Annotated in this window: 13 protein-coding genes; 1 reads left to right on the forward strand and 12 read right to left on the reverse strand. The window is 56.7% G+C overall.

What is annotated here, in order from left to right:
• Positions 1-10: 10 nt before the first annotated feature.
• The 12 genes from PEH01S_RS16000 to PEH01S_RS16055 all read right to left on the reverse strand — a co-directional run bounded on the left by PEH01S_RS16000 (position 11) and on the right by PEH01S_RS16055 (position 15929).
• Positions 11-943 (reverse strand): carbohydrate ABC transporter permease, encoded by a 933-nt coding sequence (locus PEH01S_RS16000; protein ID WP_174807139.1) that lies wholly within the window; start codon positions 941-943, stop codon positions 11-13.
• A gap of 86 nt (positions 944-1029) precedes the next feature.
• Complete coding sequence (locus tag PEH01S_RS16005; RefSeq protein WP_127486642.1) at positions 1030-2313, reverse strand: sugar ABC transporter substrate-binding protein; 1284 nt, start codon at positions 2311-2313, stop codon at positions 1030-1032.
• A gap of 319 nt (positions 2314-2632) precedes the next feature.
• Positions 2633-4009, reverse strand: coding sequence for an extracellular solute-binding protein (locus tag PEH01S_RS16010; protein WP_127486644.1), 1377 nt, complete (start codon positions 4007-4009; stop codon positions 2633-2635).
• A gap of 179 nt (positions 4010-4188) precedes the next feature.
• Positions 4189-4569, reverse strand: coding sequence for a YmaF family protein (locus PEH01S_RS16015; protein WP_025847201.1), 381 nt, complete (start codon positions 4567-4569; stop codon positions 4189-4191).
• A 102-nt stretch (positions 4570-4671) separates the two neighbouring features.
• Entirely contained in the window at positions 4672-5787 is a 1116-nt protein-coding gene (locus PEH01S_RS16020; RefSeq protein ID WP_025847203.1) for an aminopeptidase, read from the reverse strand.
• Positions 5788-5930: 143 nt separating this feature from the next.
• Complete coding sequence (gene ndk, locus PEH01S_RS16025) at positions 5931-6374, reverse strand: nucleoside-diphosphate kinase (RefSeq protein ID WP_127486646.1); 444 nt, start codon at positions 6372-6374, stop codon at positions 5931-5933.
• A gap of 179 nt (positions 6375-6553) precedes the next feature.
• Positions 6554-9259, reverse strand: a complete 2706-nt coding sequence (ppdK, locus tag PEH01S_RS16030) for a pyruvate, phosphate dikinase (RefSeq protein ID WP_127486648.1) — start codon at positions 9257-9259, stop codon at positions 6554-6556.
• Between the two features lie 840 nt (positions 9260-10099).
• A complete protein-coding gene (murA, locus tag PEH01S_RS16035) occupies positions 10100-11395 on the reverse strand; it encodes a UDP-N-acetylglucosamine 1-carboxyvinyltransferase (protein WP_025847208.1) in 1296 nt (431 codons plus the stop codon).
• 29 nt (positions 11396-11424) lie between these two features.
• Positions 11425-12150 (reverse strand): FHA domain-containing protein, encoded by a 726-nt coding sequence (locus PEH01S_RS16040; protein ID WP_174807140.1) that lies wholly within the window; start codon positions 12148-12150, stop codon positions 11425-11427.
• Between the two features lie 199 nt (positions 12151-12349).
• A complete protein-coding gene (locus PEH01S_RS16045; RefSeq protein ID WP_246062944.1) occupies positions 12350-12919 on the reverse strand; it encodes a nitroreductase family protein in 570 nt (189 codons plus the stop codon).
• A gap of 18 nt (positions 12920-12937) precedes the next feature.
• A complete protein-coding gene (locus PEH01S_RS16050; protein WP_127486650.1) occupies positions 12938-13936 on the reverse strand; it encodes an ABC transporter substrate-binding protein in 999 nt (332 codons plus the stop codon).
• Between the two features lie 274 nt (positions 13937-14210).
• The gene (locus PEH01S_RS16055) at positions 14211-15929 is read right to left on the reverse strand and encodes an AraC family transcriptional regulator (protein ID WP_127486652.1); all 1719 of its coding nucleotides are present in this window, start codon (positions 15927-15929) and stop codon (positions 14211-14213) included.
• 163 nt (positions 15930-16092) lie between these two features.
• Here PEH01S_RS16055 and PEH01S_RS16060 point away from each other — a divergent pair, with 163 nt between their 5' ends.
• Entirely contained in the window at positions 16093-18072 is a 1980-nt protein-coding gene (locus PEH01S_RS16060) for a sulfatase-like hydrolase/transferase (RefSeq protein ID WP_127486654.1), read from the forward strand.
• Positions 18073-18278 lie beyond the last annotated feature (206 nt).

Here is an 18278-nt window from a genome sequence, read left to right on the forward strand (position 1 = left end):
TCCGCGAAGTTTAATGGTAGGATACGTCTTTGCCGAGAAATTTGCGCTGCACGAGCGAGATCGTAAAAATGATGAAAAAAAGCACATACGCAAGCACGCTGCCGTAGCCGAAGCGCAGCGACGTGAAGCCTTCCTGGTACAAGTAATACACGATCGTCGTCGTCGAGTAATCCGGGCCTCCTCCCGTCAGCAGGAACGCGGAATCGAAAATTTGAAACGATCCGATGGTCGTAATGATCGCCACGTAAAAATGAATCGGCAGTAGCAGCGGAAACGTGACGCTCCAGAACGTTCGCCAGCCTGTCGCGCCGTCCATCTTCGCCGCTTCGTACAGATGACCCGGAATCGACTGCAGCCCGGCGTAATAATACACCATCGTGCTTCCGCATACTTTGAAAATGCTCAAAGCGGCAAGCACCGGCAGCGCCTGCTTCGAATCGGAGAAAAAGAGCTGCGGTTCGATCCCGATATAGCTGAGCAGATGGTTAGCCACCCCGTAGTCCGTTCCCTTGAACAGCCAGGCCCAGATGCCCGACAAGATAACGAACGACGTGACGACCGGAAGGAAGAACATGCCCTTAAACAGTCCGGCCAGCTTGACTCTGGAGTAAACGAGCAGCGCCAAAATCAAGCCGAGTGCCATCGTCGGCACGATATAATAGACCGAGAACAGCACGGTGTTCCAGATCGACCGCCAGGCCAGCTTATCCTGCAGGAACCGCTCCCAGTTGCCGAGTCCCGCAAAGGACGGCTCGCCGATCATCGGCCAATCCATGAAGGTCAGAACGAAGCTGAAGACGAGCGGGGCGAACTGAAATACGAGAAAATGCAGCAATACCGGCAGCAGAAAAACATAGATAATGGCGTTCTTTTTCCAGCTATGCGCGATCCGTCCGGACAGCACGCTGCGATGATGGATATGCGAGTTTCGTACGGATTCCATACGGCGAATCGTCACCTCCGGCAGGTCCGAGGCGCAGGGAAAGGCGGCATCAGCCGGTGCCTCTCCCCGCGACTTTGGGTTTGGCATTACTTTTTCGCGTCGAGCTTAAGCGCTTCGGCAGCGGCATCGGCCGCTTGCTTCGGCGTCTTCTTGCCTTCCAGCATCGCGCCGAGCTCCGCTTGAATCTTGGGCATAAACCCGCGGGCGGCCGGATGGGAGATGCCGGGGATCGTCAGATCGGCGTACTTCATAAATTCCTTCATGTCTTGGTCGCCGCTATAAATGTCGCCCGCCGATTTGCGCACGGGCAAATAACCGGTCAATTTATTGAACGCCTTGGCCGTATCCGTGCTCGTCAGAAATTTGGCGAATTCGACGGCAGCGGCTTTTTTTTTGCTCGTTTTCGAGACGACGAACATGCCTACCGTGCCGAAGCTCGCCTGCTTTTCCTTTTTCAGCGGCGGTCCGATGACATACGGTTTTTTCTGCGCTTTCAGCGTCGTCAGCGTCGAGCCTTGTCCCCAGACCGCCAGCATTTTGCCGGACAAAAATTCGGGGAACTGGTTGTCGTTGGAGATGGAGTCTTTCGGAATCCAGCCGTTGTCGTACATTTTCTTTACATACTCGAACGCCTGCACGCCTTTGTCATTGTTCAAAATAATGCTGCCTGCGTCGTCCACGACATTGCCGCCGCTCTGCCACAGCAACGGGTACAGCGTCGCATTGCAGCAGCCCGCGCCGCCTTCGAAATTACGCGCATACAAGCCTTGGGCTTTCGCCTTCTCGGCCCAGCGGTCGAATTCGTCCCAAGTCGTCGGCAGCTTCGCCGGATCTTCGCCGATCGCCTTGATTAAGTCCGGGTTATAGATCAGCGTCTGAACCTCCTGCAGGATCGGAAGCGCATACAATTTGCCCTGATAAGTCGCTCCGGCTAACGCTCCCTTGCTGAAATCGTCCGTTTGGATATCTTTACTGTAGGCGTCAAGCGGCTCCAGTGCATTATTGCCGGCAAACTGCGGAATTTGATCTGGAAGCTGATAGAAGACGTCCGGACCGGATCCGGCGGCGAGCGCGGTCAATATTTTTTGCTCCCGGTTTTTCCACGGAATCTCTTCGTAGTTCACTTTTACGTCGGGATATTTCTGCTTGAACGCGGCAATCGTGTCGTTCCAGAACGCTTTGAGCTGCTCCTTCTTATCGTCGCCGACATAAGGATGCCCCCATATGGTAATTTCTCCAGCCACCTTATCCCCGGCCGCCCCCGGATCGGGTGCGTTGTCAGGGCTGCCCGCATCCGAGCCGCAGCCGGACAATACGATGCCGAGCGAAAGCGCAGCCGGCAGTACCATCGATAATGCACGTTTGGTCATAGATAAGACCCTCCTCGCTTGTAGACTGAACTGACGAATCCATGACTTGTTTCGGACCCACCGGACTTTGATCGACGATTGACGCTTGACGATTGACGCTGTGGTCTATTGACGGACGGGCCGTCCCCCTTTCAGCCATAAGAACCACCAATGATCCAGTTCATGAGGAAAGCGATTTTTATGCTCATCTAGATCATATCTGGTATTTATTTATACTATAACGACACAGGAAAGCGCTGTCAACCACCCTGTCAAAAAATTATGCGGAGACTACCCGAACGACACGGCCCGCAGAAAAAAAAGAAAAGCCGTCCGGCTCTTAGGACAGCGCCTCCTCGAGCCGACGGCAAATCGTATCTTCCTCTTCCATGCGGGACCAGAACCACTTCAGTTCCCGGTGCATCGCATCCACCTGCCTTGCGTTCAGATGAATGTCCGTCGTCCAGCGGAACGACGGAATAATTTCGCGGTACATGGGGTAACGCGACGGATGCTTGACCGCTCCCTTCCCGCGCCATTCCGCAGCCTTCTTCAGGCTCGGAATGCTGAAGGTATTCTGACGCAGCGTCAGTTGGGCCGCTTCTCCCAGCAAGTAATCGATCAGCGTTCGCGCCGCTTCCTTTTGCTCCGAATGGCGGTTCATCCCAAGCGCAACCGAGAGCAGCAGCGTCCGCGGCTCGTTCAGGTACGGCAGCGGCGCCACGTCGAACGAAAATCCGGCCTCCCGGATATCGTTCAAGCTGAAATAGGTCGTCATGATCATCGACACTTTTTCCTGAAGGAACAGCGCTTCCGCGTCGGCATCGTTCTCCGCCGCAAACCATGGAAACACGCCTTCCTTATAGATGAGCTCGCGGCACTTGCGGAGGCCCTCCATCAGCTTCGTCCCGCAAAACAGCGGACGCCCCTGCGCGTCGGAACGGACCGCGTCCCCGCTTTGCAGCAAAAATACCGGCCACCGGTTCTGGGACAGAAAATAAAAATAAAACCCGAACCGCCCCCGCTCGTCCGCGAGCTTCTGCGCCGTTTCGGTCAAATCGTCCCACGTCCAGCCGCTGTCCGGCTCCTCCAGCCCTTTGTCGGTAAAGTGATTGCGGTTATAACACAGGACGACCGGGGAAAACGCGAACGGCAGCGCCAGCCACCGGTCGCGATGCTTAAAGGCGCTCTGCAGAAACGGGTACTGTCCGGCGGGCGGGGTCATCGGCTCCAGCCATTCCTGCCGGCCGCTGTCCACCACATGCTGATAATCGGAATGATTGATCGTGAAGACATCGATCATGCCGCTCTTCATATATTCCTCGATCGCCTGTGCGTAGTTATCGTAAGGAAGAGCTACCGTTTGCACCCGGATATGCGGAAAAGCCACATGAAAATCCGACAGCAGCCGGTTCAAATCCATCTGTTCCATGACGGAGGTATAATAACCCAGCTTGATCGTAACGCTGCCTTGGACCGCGGGGCTGCTTACCCGATTGCCGACTCTCGGCACCTTCTCGATCAACTGCTCGTCCACCAGCATATCCAGTCCTTTGCGGACCGAATTTTTGCTGAGCTGGTACTGCTTGCCGAGCTCCACCTCGGATGGCAGGTGCTCCCCGACGGAGAGCTTGCCGCTGACGATATCTTCCCTGAGCTGGGCAACCATATGATCCAGACGCTTATGAAACGTCGTGCGGCTGGGCTTTTTCGGCATCGCAATGTCCCTCCTGCCTATCGAATAAACTGGTTCTCATCTAGTTTATATAATGGCAGGTTGGATGTCAATGAGCGCAGGAAGTACAAGCCTATGTGCACAAAAAAACGCCTGCCCCGCGCTTGCACCGGAACATGCGTTTTTTTTGGTAGGACGCCCAATGGCTGTCACTCCAGACCTTATACCTCGTTGCCCGTATTGCCGCCGTACCTGTGAGTGTGAGGTATACTGCCGTTGACGGTCGTATGCCCTTCGAAATAGTGGTAATGTCCTCCGCCGGACAGCGGGATGGCCGGGCCGGTCGTCCCGCGAATGGTATGGCTATGCCCATCGTCAAACGAAGTGACTGCGAAATAGCCGTGAACATGCTGAACCCCGCTGGGCGCCGGTTCGGTCATGCCGGCATACTGATGCCGATGCCCGACATCGTACGAAGTCGTTCCCGAGAAAGGATGGACGTGAACCGGCCGGCCGTCCCACGACGTAATATAAAGCCTGTGTGCGTGATGAGGATCTTCACCGCCGGAATGAACCACGAAGCCCGTAACGGGTATGTCCATATGCACCAACCTCTCCTCCCTGATGAGTCGTACTCCATCGTATGGGAAAAGAGCTTTGGCCGTACGGGCGTTTGTCTCAACCGAACCTGTCCGCTAACCGCCCTATTTCAAATGCTCGGGATTCAGCTTCTCCAGCTCCGGCACGACAAAGCGGCCGTCCTTGCGGATCAGACGATCGTCAAAATAAATTTCGCCGCCGCCGTATTCCGGACGCTGGATCAGCACCATATCCCAATGAACCGAGGAGCGGTTGCCGTTATCCGCATCCGTGTAAGCGTTACCCGGCGTAAAGTGGATGCTGCCGTCGATTTTCTCGTCGAACAAAATGTCTTTCATCGGCTGCTGTATGTACGGATTGACGCCGATCGCGAACTCGCCGACAAAGCGGGCCCCGTCGTCAGTATCCAAAATTTCGTTCAGCTTGGCGGAATTGTTCGCTGTCGCCTCGACGATCTTGCCGTTGTCAAAGCGGAGCGTGACGTTCTCGAACGAAGTTCCCATATAGATCGTCGGAGTGTTATAAGAGATGACGCCGTTAACCGAATCCTTCACCGGCGCTGTGAAGACTTCACCGTCCGGAATATTGTTCTGGCCTGCGCATTTGATCGCCGGAATGTCCTTGATTGAAAAGCTAAGATCGGTGCCCGGTCCGACGAGCCGCACCTTGTCCGTCTTGTTCATCAACTCGACAAGCGCGTCCATGGCTGCGGACATTTTGCTGTAATCCAGGTTGCACACTTGGAAATAAAAATCTTCGAACGCCTCGGTGCTCGTATTCGCCTGCTGCGCCATCGACGGGTTCGGGTAACGCATCACGCACCATTTGGTATGATTGACCCGCTGGTCGACGACCGGACGCTGGTACACCTTCATGAACAAGCGCAGCTTGTCCTCAGGCACATCGGACGTTTCGGTGATGTTGTCGCCGCTGCGAACGGCAATGTACGCTTGCATCTGCTTCATGCGGTTCAGCTCGATGGCCGCCATCCGCTCGTACAGCTCCTGGTTGCCGCCAAGCATCAGCTTGCGCGTGACTTCGGGATAGCGGTACTCGATGAACGGATGTCCGCCTGCCGCGTACACCTCTTCTATTAAACACTTGGTCAATTCCTGATCGCGAAGGCCGATCATTTCTATCAGGATGTTCTCACCCGGCTGAAGGTCGACGGAATACCGTACCAGGTTTCTCGCAAACTGCTGCAAACGTGGATCTCGCATCTTCTTTCTCTCCTTTGGGGACAGCATCTGAACTCACCTTCTCAACGTACCAAATTTTCACGGAAAGTTCAAACCCCTTACGAAGGTTTTCGGACAAAAGATCGCAAATATTTTACATTTTGAGGAAGACCCTTGCCGGATGGCTAAATCCAGCTTTGCAGCGGACGGTCGTAAGCAAGAAGCTCTTCCGGCTTGAAAAAGTTGGCAATTTCCCGTTCCGCGCTTTCCGGAGAATCGGAGCCGTGAATGATGTTGTTGCCGGTATGAACCGCGTAATCGCCCCGGATCGTTCCCGGCACGGCGTCGAGCGGGTTCGTCTTGCCCATCATGGCGCGGGATAGCGCAATGACGTTATCGCCCTGCCATACCATCGCAAAAACCGGACCGGAGGTAATAAACTGAACCAGCTCGCCGAAAAACGGCTTTTCCTTATGCTCGGCATAGTGGAATTCCGCTTGCTCCTTGGTGATGACCATCAATTTGGAGCCGATGAGCTGAAAGCCCTTATCCTCAAAGCGCTGAACCAGCCTGCCGATCAATCCCCGTTGTACGCCGTCAGGCTTAATCATCAAAAATGTTTTTTCCATGTTCGTTCCACTCCGTTTCTAAATGATAGATTGCTAATGATAATCTTGCAGCTGTGTGCATCCCAGTATATCCATTTCCTTCAATTTCCATGCCTGCGGGTGTTCCGGAACAAGACACAAGAGCGCCGCCTGCACCCTTGCCCATGCAGGCGGCGTCTGATTGTGCGACGACTTGCTGTTTAAGCGCTCCGTCCGGACGTGACGGCTTCTTCCGCAGCCGTCTCCGGCGCAGCGGCGCTTCCCAAGGCCAGCTGCGCTTGCGCAGCCGCGATTCTTGCCAGCGGCACCCGGTATGGCGAGCAGCTGACGTAATCCAGCCCCGCCCCGTGGCAGAAGAAGATCGACTGCTTGTCGCCTCCGTGCTCGCCGCAGATGCCGGTCTTGAGCTTCGGCTTCACGGCGCGTCCGCGCTCGACCGCCCATTCGATCAACGTTCCGACGCCGTCCCGGTCGAGCACCTGGAACGGATTGTCGGGAAGCAGCTTCGTCTCCACGTAATGCGTCAAAAATTTGCCTTCGGCGTCGTCCCGGCTGTAGCCGAACGTCATCTGCGTCAGATCGTTCGTGCCGAACGAGAAGAAATCCGCATGCTGCGCAATGTCCCCTGCCGTGACGGCAGCCCGCGGCACTTCGATCATCGTGCCGACGCGGTAGCGGAACGTGCGGGCGAACTCGCCGAGCACCTCGTCCGCTTTGCGGGTCACAAGCTCGCGCATCCGCTTCAGCTCGTTGGCATGGCCGACAAGCGGAATCATAATATCCGGCCGGACGTCAAGCTGCTCGCGCAGACAACTGAGCACGGCGCGGAAAACGGCCTCGATCTGCATCTCGTAAATGTCCGGCAGCACGAGTCCGAGACGGCAGCCCCGGGTGCCAAGCATCGGGTTCATCTCATGCAGCGTCCTTACTTTGCGCAGCAGCTTCTCCAGACGCTCCTTGCGGTCCGGGTCCGCGTCCGGCTGGCCGTTCAAGCGCTCCCGCTCGACGACCAACTGCTCCATATTCGGCAAAAACTCATGCAGCGGCGGGTCGAGCAGGCGAATCGTCACCGGCAGTCCGTCCATTGCCCGGAAAATGCCCTCGAAGTCCTCCTGCTGCATCGGCAGCAGCTTCGCCAGCGCTTCCGCCCGTTCTTCGGCCGTCTCCGCCAAAATCATCGCTTGTACGACCGGCACCCGCTCGGCGCTCATGAACATGTGCTCCGTCCGGCACAGCCCGATGCCTTCGGCGCCGAAGCTGCGCGCCTTGGCCGCATCCTCCGGCGTATCGGCGTTCGTATACACCTCCAGCGTGCGAATCTCGTCCGCCCAGGCGAGAAGCTGCTCCAGCTCGCCCGTCAGCTCGGGCTCGCGCAAGCTGACTTCGCCGAGGATTACCCGTCCGGTCGCGCCGTCGATGGAAAGCGCGTCGCCCTCCCGCACCGTGACGGCTTCTCCGTCAGCGGTCGTCACGGCAAAGGCGCGGTCCGTCAAACGCAGCGCTTCGCAGCCGCAGACGCACGGCTTGCCCATCCCGCGGGCAACGACCGCCGCATGGCTGGTCATGCCGCCCCGGCTGGTCAGCACGCCTTCGGCTGCCAGCACGCCGTGAATATCCTCCGGCGTCGTCTCCGAGCGCACGAGGATGACTTTGCGCCCCGCGCGGGCCCATGCCTCGGCCGTGTCCGCGTCGAACACCGCGACGCCGGATGCGGCTCCCGGCGACGCCGGCAGGCCGGCCGCCAGCACATGCAGCGGCTTGTCGGTATCGATCGCGCGGTGCAGCAGCTGATCCAGATGAAACGGCTCGATGCGGTTGACCGCTTCGCCCGTATCGATGACGCCCTCGCGCACCAGATCGACGGCGATTTTGACCGCAGCTTGGGCCGTCCGCTTGCCGTTGCGCGTTTGCAGCAGGTAAAGCTTGCCCTGCTCGACCGTAAATTCGATATCCTGCATGTCCGTATAATGCCGCTCCAGCTTCTCCGCCGTCCGCACGAGCTGGTCAAAGACGAGCGGCATTTCCTCGCCGAGCTTCGCAATCGGAACGGGCGTCCGCACGCCGGCCACGACGTCCTCCCCTTGCGCATTCATCAAGTATTCGCCGTACAGCACGGGTTCTCCGGTAGACGGATTTCGCGTGAACACGACGCCTGTCCCGCAGTCGCTGCCCATATTGCCGAACACCATCGTCTGAATGTTGACGGCCGTCCCTTGCTCGTCGGGAATCTGGTGCACCTTGCGGTAAACCTGCGCCCGCGCATTGTTCCACGAACGGAATACCGCTTCAATGGCCAGCGCGAGCTGCTCCTCCACCTGCTGCGGAAACTCGCGTCCCGCTTCCTTGCGGATCACCGCCTTGTACTCTCCGATCAGCTCCGTCCAGCCTTCGGCGCTCACTTCGCTGTCCAGGCTGACCGCCAACCGCTGCTTGAGGCGGTGCAGCAGCCGTTCGAATTGATACGTTTCGATGTCGAACACGACATTGCCGAACATTTGGATCAAACGGCGGTAACAATCGAACGCAAATCTCGGGTTGCCGGTCAATGACGCAAGCCCTTGCACCGTTTCGTCGTTCAAGCCCAGGTTGAGAATCGTATCCATCATACCGGGCATCGAAGTCACCGATCCCGACCGGACGGACACGAGCAGCGGCTTAGCCGGATCGCCGAAGCCTTGGCCCTTCGCCTGCTCCAGCTCCCGCATCGCTTGGTGGACCTGCTCCATCAATCCCGCCGGAAGCTGCTTGCCGGCCTCATAATAAGAGCGGCATACGTCCGTCGTAATGGTAAATCCCGGCGGTACCGGCAAACCGGCGTTCGTCATCTCTGCGAGATTGGCCCCTTTTCCGCCCAGGAGCTGCTTCAAGCCAGCATGACCCGAATGAAACGGCACTACACTTTGCATGATTGATAATCCTCCCGTCATTTTAGAACCTACGGTACGCAGACCGCGAGTACACGCATGGAACGTTGTGGATGTTTAATGATGTATAAAACATACCATAGCTTTATTCCATTGTAAATAGTATGTATTATTTATATTTAATACACACTATTTACTCGATAACTGTAGTTCCCGGCCCGGCGGAAAAGTACCCGCGCCCGATAAAGCTGTAGACCGGATTGGGGATAGTGCGAACGGCCAGGAGGATACCGAAATTTAGCTTGCCTAATTCACGTCTAGAAAAGAAGAGGAGCTATGGGAGGGTGTTTGTTTAATCCATTTCGGTATAGTTATCGCGTAGTTGATAGGTGCGGGATTGCTATTCGTAATCCCTTCGTTAAATAACCGATAGGTTGATAATGCAGCGACAGTCCAAGACTTTATTTTCTCGTCAACGGTTGCCGCGCAAGACAGCGGAACTGCCGTTCGCTATTTGTTGTCTTAGATGGCCTGTTCCCAGAATAACGAACATGTGTTCCCCTATTCATGTTGAAACATATTTAGCAAGGTTAAAATATGGCTTTTAGCGTATCTGCGTTCCTCTGGGGTTGCAAGAAGAGATCAAAAAGCAGGTTTAGAGGAAGTTTTCCGCCTCTATTTTGCTGACGCTCGATCCCGCAACAAGTGAAAATCGCCTACGCAGCTTATCCCATCCCATCCGAGGTTCTTTGCAACTCCCCCATTATCGACGGTCCTACCGGCGCAAGCTCTTGAACAAACAAAAAAACCTCTCCGCAGAGAGGTTACAACGTTACAATATTGAGGCATGTTAAAGCATGCCCATCCGTTTCTATGATCTTGTCACGCCATCCCGGCCGCCCGGCCATCCTGCTGCTCCGTCTCCCGCTCATGCAGCGAAAGCTTCGCGCCCAGCGCGCGGAAGCTGCCGATGACGTCCTCGTAGCCGCGCTCCAGATGCTCCACGCCCGTAATGCGCGTGCAGCCTTCGGCCACGAGGCCCGCCAGCACCAGACACGTGCCCGCGCGCACATCGGTCGCATGCACCCAATCGCCGACAAGCGGCCGTCCGCCCTGGATAAAAGCACTCTCTCCGCGGACCTCGATCTCCGCTCCCATGCGGCGAAGCTGCGGCACGTGATTGAACCGGTTTGGGTACACCCGTTCCGTGACGATGCTCTTGCCTTTGGCCTGCGTCAGCAAAGCCGTCATCGGCTGCTGCAGGTCCGTTGCGAAGCCCGGATACATCGTCGCCCGGACCCGGGTCGCGCGGATCTGGCCCGTGCTGCGGGCGGTAATGCTGTTTTCGTCCCACTCCATCTCAAGACCGGCCTCGCGCAGCTTGGCGATGCACGCCCCGAGATGCTCGGGAATGACATCCTTCACCGTCACGCTTCCGCCGGTAATGCCCGCACTCATCAAGAATGCCCCGGCGATGAGCCGGTCGGGAATCACGGTATGCCTTCCCCCGTTCAAATAAGGCACGCCCTCGATTCGTATGCGGTCCGTACCTGCGCCGTAAATGCGCGCCCCCAGACCGTTCAGGAACGCGGCCGTATCGACGACCTCCGGATCGACAGCGGCATGATACAGGTTCGTCCGGCCTTGAGCGCGGACAGCCGCCAGCATGGCGTTGATCGTCGCGCCCGATGTCACGGTGTCGAAATAAATGTCCGCCCCATGCAAGGTTTTGGCCTCTACAATATAGTGATCCTCGCGGAATTCCACCGTCGCGCCCAGCGCTTGGAACGCCTTCATATGCTGGTCGATCGGCCTGGAGACAAAGTTGTCTCCTCCCGGAAACCCGACCGTCACCCGGCCGAACTTGGCAAGCAAGGCCCCGGCAAAATAATAGGACGCCCGGTAAGCGGACGCCTTGCCCGGATCGATGATCGCGCTGTGGATGTAACGCGGGTCCAGCACAATTTCGCCGGATGGGCGGCGGGTGACCGTCAGACCGATGTCCTTGCCGATCTGGCCGATCAATTTCACATCGTCGATATTCGGAATGCCCTCCAGCGTCACCAGACCGTCTGCCAGCGAGGCGGCGGCCAACAAAGCAAGCGAGCTGTTTTTAGAACCGGGAATATGTACGCAGCCGTTCAGCGGGCCGGCAGGTTCCACTTCAATCCATCTCATTGACCCTTACCCACTTTCCGATGTTGTCGTTATTGGTTATGAAGCTCCAGCACGTATCCGCTGCCGCGAACCGCACTGATGAGAAAGGTGTCTTTGCCGTATTTTTTGCGAATCCGGTACACCAGCGCATTCAATTCATCCATCGTTACATCCGGAACCCCGTCCTCGCCGACCGAGCGCTCCGGCCATACGGCCTGCTTGATTTCGGCAATCGGCACGAGCCGATTGGCATGATTGTATAACAGCTGAATCAGCAAAAATTCCTTCTCCGACATCGCAATCCGCTTACCGTCAACCACGCACTCCCGTTTCTCCCAATGGATCGTCAGCGGGCCGTTCGGCTCATCCCACCGCTGCGTAATGCTGAGCGGCTCGAACTCCAGCGTCTGATCGGCGAAAAGATACGAAAAATGCAGTACCGTCATCCCTTTGGCCAGCTTGATGATATCAAACGATTTCAGCGGGTACGGTTGATTCGGCTCGACGATCACACCGTTGATTTCCGTACCGTGCGTGCTGCCCAGATCGTACAGGACCGCACGCTCCTCTTCTTTGCGGATCACTATATGTTTACGGGAAATAAACGCGTTCGAAAAAGCGAAGTCCGGTGAATACGAGTTCGACGCCCTCCCGATCACCGTTTCGGCGGCGGTCAGATTCAGGCACGTTCCCGAGCGGAAAGGCTCTCCGCGAATCACATAAAGACAAGCGAAAGTATCCAGTTTCGTTCCCTCCGAGTGCTGCACAGCGGTCATTCGTCGTTGTGCGGTCGATAAAAATAAAGTTGACCTCCTATCATCATAGCTTATTTCGGCCTTGAAGGAAAATAGGCTTCGCTGACGCATTAGTTATATTTCGGTAATACGGACCTGTCAGAGAAAAAGCGGACACAAAAAAGCCCGCTTCGCCGAATGGTTCTACGGGAAGCGGACAGCGGTCCATTCATCATTCGTTTTATTCAAACAATGTCAACAGCTCGGATACCGGCGTACGCGGCTTCGGACGCGGCACTTTACTCTCGTCGAAATAGCCCAAGTGGAGCGTGCCGACGATCTTCTCTCCGGGCTTCACCCCGATTGCCTGACGGAAACCCGGGTCCCAATTGTATTCGTTCGTTTTCCAGACGACGCCGATTTTTCGTTCCCAAGCGAGCAGCTGGAGATTTTGAATAAGCGCGCTGGCGGCGGAAAACGCTTCTTCCCACTTGTTCGGCCGCGGTTCTTCGGTGATCGCGACAACCAGATGGACCGGCACGGTATGGCAATAAGCATGCGCGACCTGTTCGCCGTACTGCTCAAGCTGTTCCTTCGGGTACGTCGCAAGCACCGCATCCGAAAACTTTTTCCGCCCTTCCCCCATGAACAGGAAGAAGCGCCAAGGCTCCTTTCGCGAATGGAACGGCGCCCATACGGCATCCTCCAACAGCTCCATAATCATTTCTTTCGGAACCGGCTCCCCGTTGAATTGATTGATTGTCCGCCGCTCGCGAACGGTAGCGGCTATACCCGGACGTGTTTCCATCATATCAACCGTCTCCTCTGCTTATTTTTTCGCCAACGTTTGCAGCACGTCGTCTATTTTTTTCTCGTAGGCCAGAAGACCGAAGGTCATCCAGACGTCGGTGGTCACTTCGTGGACCTGTCCCTTTTTAACGGCAGGGATACTTTTCCACACACTGCTGTTCATCAACTCCTTCGCCTGCTCGCTCCGTCCTTCGTCTACGACGAGAAACAAGTGGTCGGCATCAAGCTGAGCCAGCACTTCGGACGATATCACCTTCATGCCGCCATCGTCCGTCCAAGCAATCGATTTGACGAGATTAGGCGGATTGAGCCCGAGATCCTTGTACAGCACGCTGCCCGAATAGCCGTCCGGCCCGCCGTAGAGGCGCATTCCCTTCTTATGTACGCGGATGAGCGCTACGGTCTCGCGGCCGATCGATTGCTCCAGCGTTTTGCGCGCTTGAGCCGCTTTTTCCTCGTAGCGCTTGAGCAATTGCTCCGCTTGTTCGGACTTGCCAAGCAGACTGCCGACCGTACGAAGCGTTCCCCGCCAGTCGTCAGCGGCATCATCATCGAAGACATAAGTTGGGGCGATTTTGGAAAACTTCTCGTATTTCCCCTCCGCTCCGTAATCCGGGAATCCGAGCAGGATCAGATCGGGCTTCGCTTCCAGCACCGCTTCGAAGTTCATCGCGCTTGTATCCAGCTTCGGCAGACCCGCGGTATAGTTCTCCAAATATTGTTGGGTGAACGAGCCGACAACCGTCTGCATGACTGGTTTTACGTCCAGCGCGGACAAGAAGTCCTCCAGATATAAACCGACGACCCGCTGCGGTTGTGCAGGCACTTCCGTTTCCCCCATCACATGCTTGAATTTGCGTGGCGCCGACGCCTCCTTTTTGTCCGCGGAGCCTCCTGCCGGATGCGCTCCGGTAGAAGCCTGCTGGGCCGTCTGCCCATTGCCGCCGCAAGCAGCGAGCAGAGCAAGCAGAGTGATGATGCTGCATAACCGTAACATCTGACCAAGTGCCGAGTTCATAGCTGTGTCCCCTTCGCTATATGAAAATGATTCTCAATATCAATAAGAAGTTTAGCATGATCTTCTTCCCTAGAGCCATCCGATATTGTGCGAACCTCCCTATAGAATTGTGGGATCCGAGGGAAGGGGACATGCGGCTTGCGGATACAGCCTCCCAGCGCAGCGGCCCCGGCGGGAGACCGCCTTCCATTCCGATGCTTGCTTCTTCCCGCGCGGCTGCTGCGGGCACTGTACGACGGACGATCAGACTCCATGCGTTAGAGATGCGGAAAATTTACGCCCGGCAAGTCAGCGCGTTCAGCACGTCGTCGATTTTACGCTCGTGGGCGATCATGCCGAAGCTCATCCATACGTCGATACTCACCTCGTACACCTGCCCTCTGCGCACCGCGGGATGGGTTCGCCAGCTCTCGCCGTTCATCCATTGCCGCGCCTGATCCCGGCCTTCTTCGTCAATCACGACAAACAAATGGTCGGCATCCAGACGCCGCAGCATGTCCGGCGATATCGTCCTGATGCTCCGCTCTCCCCACGCCAGCTCCCGCACGAGCTCGGGAGGCTCCAGACCCAAGTCGCCATACAATACCGGTCCCGTATAGCAGGTTTGCGGTCCGCCGTAAAGAAGGAGCCGTTTTCTCCGGTCGACCCGAAGGAGCGCAACTTTCTCGCGGCCGATCGCCTGCTCCAGCTGCTTTCTAGCCGCCGCCGCAAGCACTTCATAACGGCGGATCGATGCCTCCGCCCGTGCCGATTGCCCTGTCAGCCGTCCGACCGTACGCAGCGTTTCCCGCCAATCGACCGCGGCACGCTCGAATACGTATGTCGGGGCAATTTGCGTAAAGCGATCGAAGCGCCCTTCCTCCGCCCAATCGGGAAACCCGAGCAGAATCAAATCCGGTTCGGCCCGCATGACGGCTTCAAAATCGATTCGATTCACATTCAGCTTGTTCACCCCGCTCAAAAAAGGCTCCAAATACCGCTGATAATAGGTCCCCCATGCGAACTGCAGCACCGGCTTCAAGCCAAGCACCGTCAAGTAGTCTTCAAAAAATAAGCCGATCACCCGCCCCCGGCCTGCCTGCGGCACACCGCTCACCGGACTCCCAAGCTGCGGCGTGAACGGGTAAGCGCGCGCAATGCTGCGGCCGCGCTGCTGTTTGACGAACTCCGTCGGAGATACGCCAGTGACCTGCTTGAAGCGGCTGCTGAAATAAAACTCATTGCTGTACCCTACGCTCTGCGCAATATCCTTGATGCGGGCATCGGACCACAGCAGCTTTTCCTTGGCCCGGTTCACACGCGTTTCCGTCAAATAATCGGTCGGCGTCTTTCCCGTCATTTTCTTAAACAAAGACGAATAATGCCATGGACTGAGTCCGGCCAATTCGGCCAGTCGGTCTCTCGTCCACTGCTCATCGCAAGCCTGCTCCATCTGCTCAATCGTCCGCTTGATCGCGAGCGTCGAGTCCTTTCCCGCCCGCTCCCGTTCGGCATCCTCCCAGAGCGTGCCCAACAGCTTTTGAAAAAGCAGCTGACGGTTAAACCTCTGCAGCTCGCCCCGTTCCTTCATCCCTTCGTGAAGCCCCACGATCGTGCGCTTGATCTCCGCAAACCGTTCCGCAAGCGCCTCCCCCTCGAACGGCACAGCCTCCCTGCGGACAGGGAACGTTCCCAAAGAAGGCGAATCTTCGATTCGAAACACGTCGAAGGCTACGCGATACCCCTTGAGCGGCGTATCCGCATCGCTTGAAATCTCCATAGGGGCATTGCGGGACAGGAGCAAGCATTTGCCGTAAAAAAGCCGCTCCGTCCGCCCGTTCCGGCGCAGATGCCCTTTGCCTCCTGTAATGAGCAGCAGCATGCCTGCCGTAAGCCGAAGCTCCTCCGTTCCCGGATCATCCGCCCACTCGGAAGCCGTCTCTATATACCGAATCTGCCGGAGGGTGAATGCAAGCGGCTTCTCTGTCACGGGTTTGGCCGATTGAGCTTCCATCCCGTTCACCTGCCTTTTTTAATTGAGAATGATTATCAATTATATAGTAAAATAAATTGTTAAGCTCTACAATTACCTTGATGCGCCGCACTACCTACAAGACGAATGTCCGTGGTATAATAGCACTAATTTAACGAAAACGCATTCACCGGGAGATCCGCCTATGCCTTTGTTTCTTCGCCTAACGGCTTTGACCTGCGGCTTGTTTCTTCTTGTTATTTTGCAGGCTTCGGGCTACATTCGGCCTCCCGTCCCTCTGCCGCCGCCCGAGATTGAGATGCAAACCGAGTGGTCGCCCGAAGAGCTGCAAAAGCCCCCGAACATCATCATCCTGCTGAGCGAAGCGTTTTGGGACATCACTCAGATCAAAAGCCTGCACTTCAGCGAGGACCCGGCGCCGATGTTTCATGCGCTGCAGGAGAAATTCACCCACGGCACGCTGCTTTCCCCGATGTTCGGCGGCGGTACGGCCAACGTCGAGCTGGAAGTGCTGACCGGGCATTCGATGCGCTTTTTCCCGGAGGATTCCACTCCGTACGAGCAATACATCAAGCAGCCGACCGCTTCGCTGGCCAGCCTGTTATCGGAACAAGGGTATGCGACGACGGCGATCAGCCCGTTTTACCATTGGTTCTTCAACAGCTCGGAGGTATACAAGCATCTCGGATTTTCGCGCTTCATCAGTCTGGAATATTTCAATCCGGACGAATATGTCGGCCCTTACATCGGAGATCACGCCGTCGTGCGGCGCATTATCGAAGAAACCGAACGAAGTCCGGGCGCGGACTTCATTTTTGCCAATACGATGGAAAACCATTACCATTATTGGCCGGGCAAGTTTAAGAAGAATCATATCGAAGTGAAAGGCCACTTGTCCAATACGGCCAAGGGCATCGCCGAGACCTACGCGCAAGGCATGTCTGGCGCCGATCGGGCGCTGCAGGAGCTGATTTTGCATTTCAGCAGGTTGAAGGAGCCGACGATCGTTGTATTTTTCGGCGATCACCTGCCTTCCTTGGAAAAGCTGCAGGTTTATAAGGAATCGAATTACATCGGCGGCGAGGACGACCCCGACTTCTTGGAAAAAATGCACAACACTCCCGTCGTCATCTGGAGCAACTACTTGCCGAAGGAATCAAAAGAGGAGCTGCATATGAGCCCGTCGTTTCTCGGCCCATACGTATTGAATCTGGCGAAGCGCCCCGGCAGTCCGTATACGGACTATTTGTCCGATCTGTACCGAAAAATGCCGGTGCTGCCGCCGAAAGCGTATTATGAAGCGATGAACATCGACGTGAATTTGGTGAAGCAGTACGAAGATAGGCAGAAAGCCATCCTGGAGCTGGAAAAGCAGGCCGCTGCCGCAAGCGCGCCCGGTGCGGTGCACGGTGACACCACCGGCGCCGCCGGTGGTGTCGACGCGTACAGCGAGGACGCGAGTAACGCGGTTAGTGCTGGCGGCGCGAGTGACACTGTAAACGGTGACGCTGTGGCGGGCAGCGACGCAAGTAACGCAACTGGCCGTGCTGATGCGGCCGGCAGCGACGTCAGTAGCGCGGCTGCTGAGGCCGGAACGGCGGACAACAGCGACGTGAATCCCGCGGCTGGTCGGGCCGGAATGGCGGACAACAGCCCAAGTGGCTCGACTGGCACTGGCGATGCGAGTGACACAGCGGGCAATACCGCGCCGGACAACAGCGACGTGAATCCCGCGGCCGCTGAGGCCGGGATGGCGGACAACAGCTCAAGTGGCTCGACTGGCACTGGCGATGCGAGTGACACAGCGGGCAGTGCTGGCGCAGCAGGCGGCGATACGAAAGGGAAGCCGTTTATCCTCGGCTACGGGGAACCGCTGATCGAACGGGTGAGCCCCGCTTCCCTAACCGTCGGGGGCGATACGTTCGGAAGATCCCAGCTTACCATCCATGGCGGAAGATACGGCCTTGGCTGCACCGTCTTCATCAACGGCGAAGCGCAGCAGACGACTTGGCAGAGCGAATCGTCGCTTAGCGTCAACCTGCCGAAAACACTGACAACCCATGCCGGAACACTTGACGTCCAGGTACGCGTCGTCGATTCCAAAAACCGGGTGCTGGCCGCCTCGCGCCTCGTAAAGATACCTGTGCAAGAAAAGAAGCACTAAAAAGCCGAAGATACGGCCCATCCCCTACGAATCGGGTGCGTATCCTCGGCTTTCTTAATTTCTCGATATCAGGCGATAGCACATTCTCTCCCGGCATCATGCCCCTGAAGCAGCCCACCTAAAATTGCGCATCCGAGATGCCCTATTAGAGGTAAATCCAGCCATCAATAAATCTTTGAGGAACTCAGAGGCTTTATTCATATCGA

It is taken from the genome of Paenibacillus ehimensis NBRC 15659 (genome assembly GCF_004000785.1).
Lineage (GTDB): Bacteria > Bacillota > Bacilli > Paenibacillales > NBRC-103111 > Paenibacillus_G > Paenibacillus_G ehimensis.

Coding starts and splice junctions, on each gene's coding strand:
- PEH01S_RS16015 (WP_025847201.1), bottom strand. CDS start 4,569: ATGGACATACCCGTTACGGGCTTCGTGGTTCATTCCGGCGGTGAAGAT.
- PEH01S_RS16055 (WP_127486652.1), bottom strand. CDS start 15,929: ATGGAAGCTCAATCGGCCAAACCCGTGACAGAGAAGCCGCTTGCATTC.
- PEH01S_RS16005 (WP_127486642.1), bottom strand. CDS start 2,313: ATGACCAAACGTGCATTATCGATGGTACTGCCGGCTGCGCTTTCGCTC.
- ndk (WP_127486646.1), bottom strand. CDS start 6,374: ATGGAAAAAACATTTTTGATGATTAAGCCTGACGGCGTACAACGGGGA.
- PEH01S_RS16060 (WP_127486654.1), top strand. CDS start 16,093: ATGCCTTTGTTTCTTCGCCTAACGGCTTTGACCTGCGGCTTGTTTCTT.
- PEH01S_RS16040 (WP_174807140.1), bottom strand. CDS start 12,150: ATGACCGCTGTGCAGCACTCGGAGGGAACGAAACTGGATACTTTCGCT.
- PEH01S_RS16050 (WP_127486650.1), bottom strand. CDS start 13,936: ATGAACTCGGCACTTGGTCAGATGTTACGGTTATGCAGCATCATCACT.
- murA (WP_025847208.1), bottom strand. CDS start 11,395: ATGAGATGGATTGAAGTGGAACCTGCCGGCCCGCTGAACGGCTGCGTA.
- PEH01S_RS16000 (WP_174807139.1), bottom strand. CDS start 943: ATGGAATCCGTACGAAACTCGCATATCCATCATCGCAGCGTGCTGTCC.
- PEH01S_RS16010 (WP_127486644.1), bottom strand. CDS start 4,009: ATGCCGAAAAAGCCCAGCCGCACGACGTTTCATAAGCGTCTGGATCAT.
- ppdK (WP_127486648.1), bottom strand. CDS start 9,259: ATGCAAAGTGTAGTGCCGTTTCATTCGGGTCATGCTGGCTTGAAGCAG.
- PEH01S_RS16020 (WP_025847203.1), bottom strand. CDS start 5,787: ATGCGAGATCCACGTTTGCAGCAGTTTGCGAGAAACCTGGTACGGTAT.
- PEH01S_RS16045 (WP_246062944.1), bottom strand. CDS start 12,919: ATGATGGAAACACGTCCGGGTATAGCCGCTACCGTTCGCGAGCGGCGG.